The following is a 12,886-nucleotide window of genomic DNA, read 5'->3' as shown; positions in this document are numbered from 1 at the left end:
AAAGTATTATAAAAAAGCAGTCACGTAAGCGCTTTAAATGGCAGATAAAATTTAGAATTTTTGGCTTTTTTGTTAAAAATGCTTGTTTGTAAAAAATGTGACATTAAATTTGAAATAGCATTTATCTTGCTTGTGGCTTTTGCAAATTTGCATAGATAAAAACAAAATTTAATGCAAAAGTATGCGCAACTAGAGGCGACAAAGCGTTAAAACAGCTTATATAAAAATTTATCTGCCTAAATGAGAGTTGCAGAGTGGATAAATTTTTAAAATTTGAGACCATCTGCTTGTTTGTAAAGGTTGCAGTAGTAAATTTATGGCAAGCGAGTGAGTTAAGTTTATGCAAAAAGCCTATGGGCGAGTGCCTATCCTATCGTAGCTTTTGCCAAAAATTAATTGTAAAAAATTTCACGTTTAGTTTGGCAAGTACTGATATTTTAGACTTTGTCTTCTGACGCAAAGCGTATATTTAAAAAAGCATAAGAGAATTACGCCAAAGATCAAATTTGTTTCGCATTTTCTATAAATTTTTAGTGGCAGGCTTCTTGTAAATTTAATAGATAAAAGCAAATTTGATAGCCGCACTTTTGCCTTTGTGGTTGCGTAAAACTTGCAACATACTTTAAAAATCTAAGTGCAAAATTTATCTTTCTATTCTCATCAAAGCTCGAATTTAGCCCACTTTCCCTATTGCTTTTAGGGACATGCTCCGTATAAAAACAAAATTTCACACTCTCGGCAGTTATCTATCTTTTTCATCGTCAAAGCTTAAATTTAACTCGCCTTTTTCGTGATTTTAGCGGCAAAACTCATCTAAATTTTATTGAGTAAAGCAAATTTCTCATCATTCCAGCGGTTTTGTGTAACGCAAAATCAAATTTATAAAATAAGATAAGGCCTAATAGCCAAATCCCATCTTTTTATCCTCGCCAAAGCTTGAGCTTAGCTCGCGCTCTATCGTCGTTTTGAAGTCCTCAAAGGTAAAAATCCCATCATCTTTTATAGCCACTTTTAAAGCGGTATTTTTTAGCGCAAGGACGATCTGAGCGCCACTTAGGTTAAACTCAGCCAGCCTTTCCACGCTAAAGCCATCTTCAAAGCTCGCATTTTCAGGCAAAATTTTACGCCAAATGGCAAGCCTACCGTTAAAATCAGGCTTTTTAAACTCGATCTTATAGTCAAACCTTCTAGAAAACGCCACGTCAAGGCTTTGCAAGAAATTTGTCGTTGCGATCAGCACGCCCTCAAAGCGCTCGATCTGCTCTAAAAAGATATTTTGCATTTGATTATGCATCTTTTCAGCCCCGCTTGAGCTCTCGACCCTTGTGCTTAAAAACTGATCGGCTTCGTTTAGCAAGAGCACCGGCTCGCTGTCGCTTTTTTTGCAAATTTCTTTGTAGGTATCAAAAATTTTCCTTACATTTTGCTCGCTCTCGCCGACATATTTGCTTAAAATTTTTGAGCAGTCAAAGCTTAGGATTTGCTTCTTTAGGCTCTTTGCAAGCCCAACCGCACTCATGGTCTTGCCGGTGCCAGGCTCGCCGTAAAAGATGATCTTAGCGTCTATATTTTTTCTAGTTTTTATGCCCCAGCTACTAAGTCTGGCGAGCACTTTTTTATCGACTTGCTTTAGTATCGTGCTTAAAAGCTGCTTTGTCTTTTCATTTAGCACGACGTCTTCTAGGCTCGTTACTGGCTCTATTAACTCAAAAATTTCTTGCTCTTTTACCAGGCTTTCGATCTTGATTTTCTTGCTGTTTTTGTCATTTTTTGGGTGCATTATGCTTTGCAAAATTTCTTCGTTTATAAAAAAGCTCTTGCTAACGTTGCCATAAGCGTTTAGAATCTCGTCGTAGTCGATAAGTGCGCCCTCTATGAGCCTTGAGCCATCCTCTAAAAGAGTGCGATTTTTGATGCGTTCAAGCTCATCTTTACTTATTAGCCCAACTAACGTGTTTAGGTCGCGACCATTTTCAAAGTCGCCCGCGTACTCCTCTTTTAAAAGGGCTAAAAATATGATCTGCTCTTTTTCATCAAGCGAATTTTCTTTAAAAATTTGCTCTATCTTTAGGCTGATCTTGCTTAGTTTTACGCGCTCATTTATCCGCTTTGTAAGCTCAGAAATTTGCTCATTTATGCGCTTTTTAGGGTCATTTGAGCCACCTTCAAATATCGCAGCCTTTGAGTAAAGCTCTATCTTTAAAAACTGATCTTTTAAATACTCCAAATGATCTTCATAAGGCGCAAGCTCTGGTAAATTTATATCAGCGTTGCCATCTTCTAAAATTTTTAAAAATGTGCTTGAGAGTGAAATTTCAGAGTGAAGTAGCGAAAGTAGCCCTTGGTTTGAGCTTTTTTGTGAGTTCTCTGGCATTTTAAAGAGGCTGTAGTTTTGCACTATCCAGCCGCTACCCAGCAAATTTTTTATAAATTTAAGGTACAAAAGCTGCTTGTCATTTTGCGTGCCAAAAACAGCCCCAAGCAGCTCATAAACGCTCATGCTAGCCGTTCCTTGCACGTAGGCTTTGCTTAGGTATTTTAAAATTTCTCCCTCTTCATCTCCGCACTTTATAAGCTCGTAAATTTTACTTTTTTTGAGGTCTTGGTTTAGAAAATCAAGCAAATACTTCACTAAATTTTATCCTTTATCTGCTCTTTTAGCACACGTTTTAGCACCTTGCCAGTGGCATTTCTAGGTAGCTCCTCGGCAAAATAAATGCTTTTTGGAATTTTGAAATTTGCTAAATTTTTCTTTAGATGCTCTCTAACCGTCTTTTCATCAAGATCCATGCCATCTTTTACTTGTATGAAAGCTACGACCTCTTCGTCTGCGTGCACGTCTTTTACGCCAATTACTGCTGCCGCCTCGACGGCTTCAAGCTTATAGATGACCTCTTCGATCTCGCGTGGATAGATGTTTATGCCCTTTGATATGATGAGGTCTTTTTTGCGATCAACGATGTAGATAAAGCCCTCTTCATCGATCTTGCCAAGGTCCCCAGTCTTTAGCCAGCCATTTATGATGGTCTCATCTGTCACGCCTGGCATGCCGTAGTAGCCTTGCATGACGCAGTCGCCTTTTACGATGATCTCGCCTATTTGCCCAACTGGTAGCTCCATCATCTCATCATCTACGATCTTGACCTCATAGCCATTTAGCGCAGGGCCCACGCTTAGAAGCTTTTGCTTGTCAAATAAATTTGCCGCTACGACTGGCGAGCATTCGCTAAGGCCATATCCTTCAACTAGCGTTGCACGCGGGAATTTCACTCTAAAATCATCGATCGTTTGCTTAGCAAGCGGAGCAGCGCCACTTACAAATAGCCTTATGCGGTTAAACCATCTAAAATACCAAGGAATTTTTGCCTTGCCGATGGCTGTATAGATGGCTGGGATACCCAAAAATACAGTAACTCTTTTAAGCAGCGTCTGTTTTAGCACATTTGAAAATGGAAAGACCGATCTTACGAGCACCATCGAAGCGCCTGCATATATCGGTAAAAGCACCATAGCTGTGAGCGTGAAGCTATGAAACATCGGCAAAAATACGATAAATCTATCGCTTTTTTTAACCTTGAAACGCTCATGAGCGCCAATGACGTTTGAGAAGATATTTTTATAGCTTATCATAGCACCTTTTGGCTTGCCTGTGGTGCCTGAGGTGTAGATGATATGCATGAGATCGTCTATTTTGGGGTATTTCGTGATGCTTAGAGTGTATTTGTGATTTAGTGCTTCGCTGAAATTTACATTTTTTACAAGGCCGTTATTTTCATAGTCCTTGCTCATATCCTCTTTTGAAATTTGTGGCGTAGAAGAGAGATAAGCACTCTCGCCATACTCCTCATCAACGCTTACATAGTCGTCTTTTGAGGCGCTTTGAAGTTTTTTAGGCGTTTGACCGATCCAGATGATCTTTCTTAAAATTTCAAGCTCGCTAAGTGCTATTAGCTCCTTTGCAAGAGAGCTAGAGGCGAAAAGCACCCTTGCACCGCAGTCATTTAAGATATACTCAAACTCATTTGTTTTTAAAAAGGTATTCATCGGCACCGCAACCGCACCGATAGCTGTGATAGCAAGGTATGAGATGATAAATTCTTTCGAATTTGCCACAGCCATAGCTACTTTGTCGCCAAAATTTACTCCGCAAAGCTGCAAGTAAGCCGCCACTTTATCGACGTTTTGCTTTATTTCGTGGTATTTTAGCTTCTCTTTTTCATCAAAGATCGCTATCTGGTTTGGACTCTGCTTTGCTACTTTGGTCAAAATTTCATAAAAATTATTATAAGAGTATTGCATTTTTAGCCCTAGAAAGAGTATTTAAATGTCATTGCAGCTATCTGAACGCTACTTGCGTCAAATTCGCCAGACATTGAGCCAGCGCCAGTTTTTATATCTGTCGCACGCTTTTTGTCTCGGTGCTGATAGAGATAGCCTAGTCCTAGCTCTAAATTTGGCGTAAATTTATAGTTTGCCCCAAACGAATATGCCTGAGAGGTGGTGTTTGGAAGCTCTAAGCCAGTATGCTCGCTGCTAGTGATATCCTCATCGTATGAAAAGCCAGCCATTAGCCTAAGCTTCTCATTTACATCGTAGGCAAGGCCTATCCTATATGTGTTTGTATCTTTTGCATTTTTAACGACTGGATCGTCCATAAATGCCTTAAAGTATCTACCTAGAATAGGGTGTGAATGAGCTGCCGTCTTATCATCATATTCAAAGTCATAATCTTTAAATTTAGACCAGTATGTCCTCTCGAAAGCTAGCAAAAGGGTAAAATCACTAAATTTATATCCAGTAGCAAGCACTAGCTGTGCAGGTAGAGGGATCTCAACTCTTGTTTTGCCATGATAGCTTATAGGTGCTAGAGCCCCATTAAAATCAGCATCAGTGTTACCTTTAAGCTCTAAATTTACCTTCGAGCGGTAAGTCACCGCAAAGCTTAGCTCCTCGATAGGTCTATATGTAAGAGCGACGTTGTAGCCGTAGTTTATGCCATCACCTTGTATCTCTCTGTAACCAAAACGTCCAAAGTCGCTTGCTATCTTACCCTTGCTATAAACGCCTCTAGCGCCAAGAGCAATGGCAAGTTTGTCATTTATGCGGTAAGCTACGGTTGGATTTAGCTCGACAACTTGTAGTTTGAACCTCTTACCAGTAAAAGCAGTCTCTGGATCCTCCCACGAGATACCAACAGCAGCAGGCACGGCAAGGGCTAGTCCAAATCTCCAGTTTTCATAAATTTCTGGCGTTACGAAGCTAAATGTGCCAGCTAGTGAGTCAAATTTCTTTGAGCTGTAGCTCTTGCCACCATCGCTTTTAAAGTCGATGGAATTTATATGAAACCAACCAAGCGTACTTTCAAAATGGTGAAGCCCGTCTAAAAACATCATATTTGCAGGGTTAAAATAAGCCGCATCAGCCCCAAAACTAAAGGCTACGTTACTAGCAGCAAGCCCCAAAGAGTCAGCACTTTGCTCAGGGACCTTATAACCCCCAGCATTTAACAATGAACACGTCGCAATAATGCTTAAAAGCACTCTTTTCATAGCTTTTCCTTTTCTAGGTTTCTTAAAATTTTGATCTCATCTTCCCAAATACTCTCGTCAATCGTCTCTAAAATCAAGGGAATTTCGCCTATTTTATCATCATTTATTATATTTTCAAAAGCGCCAAGCCCAAGCTCACCCTTGCCAAGGCTCTCATGCCTATCTTTTTTTGAGCCAAGACCAAATTTAGCGTCATTTAGGTGCATGCCAGATAAAAATTTATAGCCGATGATCGCGTCAAATTCGCCCATCGTCTTAGCGTAAGCCTCTTTAGTTCTTAGATCGTACCCAGCGGCAAATGCGTGGCAAGTGTCGATGCACACACCAACTCTGCTCTCATCATCCACACGCTCGATCAGATACGCCAGCTGCGCAAAATCAAAGCCTAAATTTGAGCCTTGTGCGGCCGTGTTTTCGATGACTAGTTTTACGCCGCTTGTTCGTTTTAGCGCTTCGTTTATGCATCTTGCGATGTTATCTAGGCACTCATTTTGGCTTATTTGCTTTAGGTGTGAGCCAGGGTGGAAATTTAAAAGTTTTAATCCAAGCTGACTAGCTCGCTCTATCTCGTCGATAAAGGCTTCAAGGGACTTAGCTCTTGCCTCTTTTTCTGGATGGCCTAAATTTATGAGGTAGCTTGCATGTGGCAAGACATGATCGGCGCTTATACCAGAGGCTTTTAAATTTGCTTTAAACTGCTCTATCTCGCCCTCGCTCAGCTCCTTTGCGCTCCACTGGCGCTGATTTTTTGTAAAAAGTGCAAAGGCATTTGCTCCTATTTTTGCAGCGTTTATCGGTGCGTTAGATACGCCTCCAGCCGCGCTTACGTGAGCCCCAATGTATCTCATTTTAACTCTTTTATTATCACTTTTATTTTATTTTTGCTATCGATAAATTTGACGTAGTTATCGCAAACTTCGTATTTTATAAAATAAGAACTTAGATCTTGTCTAAAGCCGCACTCTGTGGTGCTTAGATCTTTGCCGTCATAAATTTTTTGTCTTTGCAAAATCTCTTCAAAAAGGCTCTCATAATGCGGCGCTAGAAAAAATTTCTCGTTAAATTCAGTCTTTTTAAAACAAGCGCTATTTACGCAAATTTTGTCCTTTATATTGATATTTGCGGTATTGACGCCAGAGCTATAAATTTGCAAATTTAGATCATTTTTGTATGTGTGAAAAAATCCAACATCATTTATCTTTATCATCGGAGAAAATAAAGTGACCTGAAAAGCTTGCGATCTTTGCGGTGTTTTAGTCGCAACACAGCCTGAAAAAATGAGAGCAAATAATAAAACAAGTGAAAATTTCTTCAACGATTTGTCCTTTTATGTAAATTTAAGTTAAAAAGTAATATAATCCCAACTTCATAACCGACCGTGGCCCATTCGTCTAGCGGTTAGGACATCGCCCTTTCACGGCGGTAACACGAGTTCGAGTCTCGTATGGGTCACCACTTCTAAAAGACAAAATCTTATCCACATAAGCTTTAAAATCTAGTTAATCCAAATTTCAAGCTTTCTAAAAACAAATTCTTAAATTTTCGTTTTGTAAAAAGAGATCAAATTTCACGTCTAGCAAAATTTAAAAAGTAGGTTTTGCGCAAGTATAAAAGTAAAAAGCAGTTAAATTTAGCCTTTTAATAGGCTTTAAAATAACTGCAAAATTTACATCTGATGTGGCTTGCTTAGCAAAAATCCCTGCGCATACGAAATTCCAAATTTCTTTATATATTCTAAAATTTCTTCGTTGCTCACAAACTCAGCCACTATCTTATAGCCTTGTCTTCTAGCAAAGCTCACGATAGTCTCAACCAAAACTCTTGCGTTTTCATCAGTTGGTAGCTTTTTGATGATCGAGCCATCTATCTTGATGTTATCTATATCAAGCTCTAAAATTCGGTAGTAGTTAGAGTAGCCAGAGCCAAAGTCATCGATTGAGATTTTACATCCATATTTTTTAGCTCTTTTTATAAATTCATTTGCCATGGCGTAGTCGCTAAGCTCTTCGCTCTCTAGCATCTCAAAGCAAACTCTACTAGGATCCGGGCAACTCTCTAGTTTTTCATCTAAAATTTCTCTCACACCAGGATCTGTTAGATCCGAGCTTGAAAGGTTGATAGAAAATGTATAGTCTGGATATTTTTTCACTAGATCAAAGGCTAGAGCGATCACCTTTTTTGTTATCTGAAGATAGAGTTGCGTTTTCATCGCGATCTCTAAGAACTCGCCTGGGTAGCGGATCTTGCCATTTTGATCGACTATACGCACCAAAACCTCGTAGTATTTTGCCTCTGTCTCATTTTCTTGCACGTTAAAAATTCCCTGACACTCAACTATCACCTTGTCGTTTTCTAGGGCGTACTCGATGAGTTCGGTTATGAGTTGGTTTTTATAGTATCTCATCTCGATCGCGTCATTTTCTAGGTAGTAGTAGATCTCGTTGCCGCTATCGCTTGCTTGTTGATTGGCTAGGATCGACTGCATTAGGCGGTTTGTTTGCGGTGTATCATTTGACAAAGAGACGCCAAGAGTTATCTTGATGCCAGGCAGATTTTCAAATTTACCATCTATCTCGATATTCATCCTGCTAAAGTTAAAATACTCTTTTATAAAGCCGATATCTCTAACGATATCATCGCCTTGATACCAGATGTAAAACGCATCATCTTGAAACCTAAATAGCTCAGCATTTATAGAGTAGGTATCAACACAGAGTTTTAGCGTATTTGCCACCGCTTTTAGCATGGCTTCGATGACCTTGTTTTGGTAGAAAAATCGCAGCATCTTATAGTTTTTGATGCTTATGCTGATCAAAATTCCATCTTTTTTCGCTTCTATCATCTCGGTCAGAGCAAAATAGTTTCCAAAGCCAGTTAGCTTGTCGATTGAGGATTGAATTTTTATCTGCTCGTTTTTTTGAGTTAGCTCTTTAAGCATGCTAAGCTCTTTTGTCCTATCAAGCTTTATAGCCATATAGCCCTCTAGCTTGCCCTCAAAGAAAAATGGCGCAAAACGCACCTTTTCATAGAGCAGTTTGCCACTTTTTGTTCTGCTTATCAGCTCGTCGCTTTCCCAAGAAGTATGCTTATTTATGGCATTTCTTATCTCAGCGTAAAAGCTCTCTGGGTGCATATTTGATTTTAAAATTTTAGGGCTTTTTCCGACAACATCTTTTAGTTTATAACCACTTTTTGCCTCAAAGGTTTTATTTACATATAAAATTTTATTGTTATTGTCACAAAAGACTATAGAGCTGTGTCCAGCATCCACTGTCGTTTTTAGTAGTTTTATTTGTTTTTGCTGCTTGGTTAGCACCCTTGCTTGGTAAAAGGCCAGTGCGCAAAATAGCACAAAGCTGATAAAACAAAGCACTTGCATTATCACTATATTTCGTATCATTATGCTGTAAGAGGCTAGGGCATCATCTCTAAATTTTCTTAGCTCTTGTCCAAGTTTTAGATCAACAGAGTCTTTAGCTATGGTGCTTAGGTTTTTTGCAAATTCAAGCGCGTAAGTTGCCTTATTTAGCACCAAGATCGCTTTTGCGTCGTTTTTGTAGGTATCTTTATACTTTAGTATCTGCTCTTTTGTTTGATTTAGCGTTTCGGGGCTGATTATGGCTGAGCTTTTTATCGCGTGAAATATCACATTAAGTGCATCTAGCTTTTTTTCTGATGCTATTTCAAACTCGCCTGATAAGATATAAGCAGCCATTGACGAACTAGCGTAGTTTGACCTATCTACAAGCCTTTGTTTTTTTAAAAAGTCGTCGTTTATGACCTTTAAAGTTTTGGCATTTTTCTCTTGGTAAAAGACCTGTATGATCGCGTTTAGCTCATCAAGTCTGGTTAAATTTTGATCAAAACTTCTTAAATTTTTATTTACATCGTCGTAGTTTAAGCGAAGTACGTTGTTCTCTAGGGTGAAGCTTAGCTCATTATCTAGCAAGATAAGACTTAAGATCGTATCGTTAAATTTACTAACAGCAGTAACTGCTTTATTTGCCATGTAGATATAGGTTGAGCTAAAGCAAAAGATGATTGCTAGGACGATTAAGATGATATTTGCTTGTCTTTTATTCATTTAGTATCCTAGGTCTGCGTCCATTTAGCGTTAGCAAAAATTTATAAATTTGCCCCAGCTCTTCGCTATTTAGTGTGTGGATCAGCTGATGATAGCTCACAAAGCCTATGACTTCTTTTAGATCGCTCATTTCGCCACTACTTAGATATGGAGCTGTTCTTGCTACATTTCTAAGCGAAGGCACACGCATAAGGCGCCTGCTCTCACTAGCATCCTTTAAGCCCACGTTTTGCATCAAATTCCCACCTAAATTTCTACCATTGTGGCATGCCACACAGCCTACTTTATTAAAGAGCTCAAAGCCTTTTTTCGCCTCAGCGTTTATGGAGTCGTCATTGCCAGCTAGATACTCATCAAATGGCGAATCTATGCTTAAAATAGCCTTTTCAAATTCTGCCAAAGCACCTACTATATTTTCATAGTTTATGCCATCACTATATGCATCATTAAATAAAATTCCATACTCGCCTATGCTTTTTACCTTTTTTACTATCTCATCTTTGTTTGAATTTAGCTCATTTCTAGAATTTATCGACTCTTTTACCTGATCTTTTAAGCTTCTTATCCTACCATCAGTAAAAAATAGAAAATTTAAAGCCGAATTTAGCACGCTAGGTGGGTTTATAACGCCTTTTTGGCTGGTGTAAGATGAGTTTGTACCACTTAAATTCCAGTATAAGTTGTGGCAAGTTTCGCATGAGTAGTTTTCAGTGGTGCTTAGCCTTTTGTCAAAAAAAAGTTTCTTGCCGATGTAGGCTTGTTTTTCGTTATATTTTGATGAAAGCACTGGCTCAAATGATGAATTTGCGCTCAAAATGCAAAAAGATACTACCATCCAAAATAAAACTTTTTTCATAAAATCTCCATATTCTTGAGCGTCATTATAGCGGAATTCTTTTTCATAACTACCAAATCGGCTAAATTGTAAAAAATTTAGTTTTTATTTGCCTTTTGAAAAAAATGTTGTATAATCCGCGAAAAATTACACAAATTTCAAGGAGGAACCATGAAAAAAGGTTTTACAATGATCGAGTTGATCTTCGTGATCGTGATTTTAGGTATATTAGCCGCAGTCGCTATACCAAGACTAGCTGCAACAAGGGATGATGCAGAGATAGCTAAAACTGCTACAAATATACAAACACTTATTGCTGATTTGGGTTCTTATTACACTTCACAAGGTACATTTGCTAGCGATGCTTCTAAAATGTCAAACGTAAAAAGCCCGATAGAAATAAAAAGTCAAAAGTGTTTGACAGTAGGTACTGGAAATGCAACAAGCGGAGAGATAGGACTAACTATAGGAGTAAATGGTCTTTGTGCAAAAGTTTGGGAATTACCAGGTTTAGCAAATGTTAAAACATTAATTGAAAGCAGCGACAATAAGACAGCCAACACGCTTAAATTTGGTGGCATGGGTATAAAATACTAAAAATATATAATTTTTTGGCAAGGAAATTCCTTGCCACTCTTCTTTAACTTAATTTCAAAATTTATCTTTCATTTATAAAAATTCTAGCTATAATCTCGCAACTTCAAATTCAAGGATGAAGTAATGAAAAAAGCTTTTACTATGATCGAACTAATTCTCATTATAGTTGTCATCGGTGTTTTAGCCGCGATCGCTATCCCAAGGATCAGCGCTACAAGAGATGATGCGGTCTTAGTAAAGACTATGGCGGAGATTAGAACCGCTATCGAAGAGATAAATGCCTACTATATATCACAAGGCAAACTAGCTCTTGATACTGCGAACAATAAAGTTAAATTTAAAGAGATGACAAATGCTGGGGTTGTGGATAGCTCTGGCGATCTTGGCTTTTTTGCTAAAAATGAAAGGTGCATTTCATTAAAATTCTTTGCCGCAGACCAAAGCTGCTTGGGAGTAGATATCAGCGAGCAAGGCTTATGTAAAAAACTTTGGGAAGCTCCAGAATTTAAGCGCTTTAGCCAAAGTATGATAAAGCCAGCACAAGGAGCATTGCCAGCTCATATCAGCTTTAGCGCTGTTCGCATCGTTTTTTAGCTAGATATTTTTCAAAAAGATTAAAGTCTGAAATTTACACTTAATTCTTGAAATTTTATAAAAATAAAGTCCAAAACTAATTTTTTCTTGACAACAATAACATTTTTAGATACAATGCGACTTTTTAATGAGGTAGTGGCATAAACTTACAAACACGACTCAGGCGGGGTGTAGCGCAGTCTGGTTAGCGCATCTGGTTTGGGACCAGAGGGCCGAAGGTTCGAATCCTTTCACCCCGACCATGTTAAATGGTGAGTGTAGCTCAGTCGGTTAGAGCATCAGATTGTGGTCCTGAGGGTCGTGGGTTCGATTCCCATCACTCACCCCATTTTGGGCGCTCGTAGCTCAATTGGATAGAGCGACAGACTTCGGATCTGTAGGTTATGGGTTCGACTCCTATCGGGCGCGCCACTTGAAAGACTTTATGCGCTCATAGCTCAGCTGGATAGAGCAACGGCCTTCTAAGCCGTAGGCCTCAGGTTCGAATCCTGATGGGCGTACCACTTATTATTGTTGTGCGGATGTGGTGAAATTGGCAGACACGCCAGACTTAGGATCTGGTGCCCCACGGCGTGGAGGTTCAAGTCCTCTCATCCGCACCATCTTTTTTAAACTCCATTTTAAAACTTTCAGAAACTCGATTTTCATTTGAATTTATCAAATTTACTTATTCAAAAATTTAGTAGAAATTTTCGTTTATCAAATCTTTTTCATTAAATTTATAAAATTTATAGATCAAATTCTTAAATTTACACTTTTGGTAATAAAAATTTAGAAGCGAGTGTAATAGCGTTGCTGACTGTTGCTTTTAGCAACGCTTAAAGGCGCGCGCTGTTGGGCTTGATGAGCTATTTTTGACGAGTTTGATAACGCACTTTTGGCTTAAACAGGATCGATCAGTGCGGGGCAGAAAGATCTGTTGATATAAATGCTAGCTTGATAGTTGGCTTGTAAAATGGTGACTGGATAGATGGTTCGTTTTTTGGTAGCAGCGCTATTTGTGTTTTTGTGGGATAAATCAAAGCAAATATCTTGTTTTAAAGAGCTCTTTAGTGCCTGTAATGGTGCTATTTGCGAATTTAGTGATGCTAGTAAAAACAAATATGTCATTTTAAAGAGCCATTTTGTCCTGCGCCGTAAAATGTGAAAATGGCTATGAAAGCGGTAAATTTATATTAAACCAGCGCCTTTGATGTTTAAAGCAAAATTTATATGGCAGTATGATTG

Annotated in this window: 10 protein-coding genes and 6 tRNA genes; 9 read left to right on the top strand and 7 right to left on the bottom strand. The window is 38.6% G+C overall.

Features of this window, described 5'->3' with window-relative positions; translation table 11 throughout:
- Positions 1 to 898: 898 nt before the first annotated feature.
- Genes F3G88_RS01735 through F3G88_RS01715 form a run of 5 tightly spaced genes read right to left on the bottom strand, consistent with a single transcriptional unit; the run spans position 899 to position 6,864 of the window.
- A complete protein-coding gene (locus tag F3G88_RS01735) occupies positions 899 to 2,632 on the bottom strand; it encodes an ATP-binding protein (protein WP_149715214.1) in 1,734 nt (577 codons plus the stop codon).
- Positions 2,632 to 4,299, bottom strand: coding sequence for a fatty acid--CoA ligase (locus tag F3G88_RS01730; protein WP_149715213.1), 1,668 nt, complete (start codon positions 4,297 to 4,299; stop codon positions 2,632 to 2,634). The genes F3G88_RS01735 and F3G88_RS01730 overlap by 1 nt, the downstream gene beginning before the upstream one ends.
- Before the next feature lie 8 nt (positions 4,300 to 4,307).
- Positions 4,308 to 5,549: an OmpP1/FadL family transporter gene (locus tag F3G88_RS01725; RefSeq protein WP_149715212.1), complete on the bottom strand. Its 1,242-nt coding sequence runs from the start codon at positions 5,547 to 5,549 to the stop codon at positions 4,308 to 4,310.
- Complete coding sequence (nfo, locus tag F3G88_RS01720) at positions 5,546 to 6,397, bottom strand: deoxyribonuclease IV (RefSeq protein ID WP_149715211.1); 852 nt, start codon at positions 6,395 to 6,397, stop codon at positions 5,546 to 5,548. Before nfo ends, F3G88_RS01725 begins: the two co-directional genes overlap by 4 nt.
- Positions 6,394 to 6,864, bottom strand: a complete 471-nt coding sequence (locus F3G88_RS01715; RefSeq protein ID WP_103574123.1) for a hypothetical protein — start codon at positions 6,862 to 6,864, stop codon at positions 6,394 to 6,396. Before F3G88_RS01715 ends, nfo begins: the two co-directional genes overlap by 4 nt.
- 65 nt (positions 6,865 to 6,929) lie before the next feature.
- On the opposite strand from F3G88_RS01715, the gene F3G88_RS01710 reads away from it, so the two are divergent.
- Positions 6,930 to 7,004 (top strand) — tRNA-Glu (locus tag F3G88_RS01710).
- A gap of 211 nt (positions 7,005 to 7,215) precedes the next feature.
- Here the strand turns inward: F3G88_RS01710 and F3G88_RS01705 are convergent.
- The gene (locus F3G88_RS01705; protein ID WP_149715210.1) at positions 7,216 to 9,633 is read right to left on the bottom strand and encodes a bifunctional diguanylate cyclase/phosphodiesterase; all 2,418 of its coding nucleotides are present in this window, start codon (positions 9,631 to 9,633) and stop codon (positions 7,216 to 7,218) included.
- On the bottom strand, positions 9,626 to 10,489 hold the full coding sequence (locus tag F3G88_RS01700) for a cytochrome-c peroxidase (protein ID WP_149715209.1): 864 nt from the start codon (positions 10,487 to 10,489) through the stop codon (positions 9,626 to 9,628). The genes F3G88_RS01705 and F3G88_RS01700 overlap by 8 nt, the downstream gene beginning before the upstream one ends.
- 150 nt (positions 10,490 to 10,639) lie before the next feature.
- On the opposite strand from F3G88_RS01700, the gene F3G88_RS01695 reads away from it, so the two are divergent.
- The 8 genes from F3G88_RS01695 (at position 10,640) to F3G88_RS10165 (ending at position 12,806) form a co-directional block, all read left to right on the top strand.
- A complete protein-coding gene (locus tag F3G88_RS01695; RefSeq protein WP_149715208.1) occupies positions 10,640 to 11,065 on the top strand; it encodes a type II secretion system protein in 426 nt (141 codons plus the stop codon).
- A gap of 123 nt (positions 11,066 to 11,188) precedes the next feature.
- Complete coding sequence (locus F3G88_RS01690) at positions 11,189 to 11,659, top strand: type II secretion system protein (protein WP_149715207.1); 471 nt, start codon at positions 11,189 to 11,191, stop codon at positions 11,657 to 11,659.
- A 164-nt stretch (positions 11,660 to 11,823) separates the two neighbouring features.
- Positions 11,824 to 11,901, top strand: a tRNA-Pro gene (locus F3G88_RS01685).
- A gap of 9 nt (positions 11,902 to 11,910) precedes the next feature.
- Positions 11,911 to 11,987 (top strand) — tRNA-His (locus F3G88_RS01680).
- A gap of 6 nt (positions 11,988 to 11,993) precedes the next feature.
- Positions 11,994 to 12,070: transfer RNA gene (locus F3G88_RS01675), tRNA-Arg, on the top strand.
- 15 nt (positions 12,071 to 12,085) lie between these two features.
- Positions 12,086 to 12,162, top strand: a tRNA-Arg gene (locus tag F3G88_RS01670).
- A 14-nt stretch (positions 12,163 to 12,176) separates the two neighbouring features.
- Positions 12,177 to 12,261, top strand: a tRNA-Leu gene (locus F3G88_RS01665).
- Positions 12,262 to 12,629: 368 nt separating this feature from the next.
- Complete coding sequence (locus F3G88_RS10165) at positions 12,630 to 12,806, top strand: hypothetical protein (protein WP_188117447.1); 177 nt, start codon at positions 12,630 to 12,632, stop codon at positions 12,804 to 12,806.
- The last annotated feature ends 80 nt before the right edge of the window (positions 12,807 to 12,886 follow it).

Source organism: Campylobacter concisus (assembly GCF_902460675.1).
GTDB lineage: Bacteria > Campylobacterota > Campylobacteria > Campylobacterales > Campylobacteraceae > Campylobacter_A > Campylobacter_A concisus_AJ.
Note: the sequence above shows the minus strand (reverse complement) of the source record. Positions and strands in the feature narration are given on the sequence as shown.

What these genes read in the sequence shown, in the direction of transcription:
- F3G88_RS10165 (WP_188117447.1), top strand. Translation starts at nt 12,630, where the DNA reads ATGGTTCGTTTTTTGGTAGCAGCGCTATTTGTGTTTTTGTGGGATAAA.
- F3G88_RS01690 (WP_149715207.1), top strand. Translation starts at nt 11,189, where the DNA reads ATGAAAAAAGCTTTTACTATGATCGAACTAATTCTCATTATAGTTGTC.
- F3G88_RS01725 (WP_149715212.1), bottom strand. Translation starts at nt 5,549, where the DNA reads ATGAAAAGAGTGCTTTTAAGCATTATTGCGACGTGTTCATTGTTAAAT.
- nfo (WP_149715211.1), bottom strand. Translation starts at nt 6,397, where the DNA reads ATGAGATACATTGGGGCTCACGTAAGCGCGGCTGGAGGCGTATCTAAC.
- F3G88_RS01705 (WP_149715210.1), bottom strand. Translation starts at nt 9,633, where the DNA reads ATGAATAAAAGACAAGCAAATATCATCTTAATCGTCCTAGCAATCATC.
- F3G88_RS01700 (WP_149715209.1), bottom strand. Translation starts at nt 10,489, where the DNA reads ATGAAAAAAGTTTTATTTTGGATGGTAGTATCTTTTTGCATTTTGAGC.
- F3G88_RS01730 (WP_149715213.1), bottom strand. Translation starts at nt 4,299, where the DNA reads ATGCAATACTCTTATAATAATTTTTATGAAATTTTGACCAAAGTAGCA.
- F3G88_RS01695 (WP_149715208.1), top strand. Translation starts at nt 10,640, where the DNA reads ATGAAAAAAGGTTTTACAATGATCGAGTTGATCTTCGTGATCGTGATT.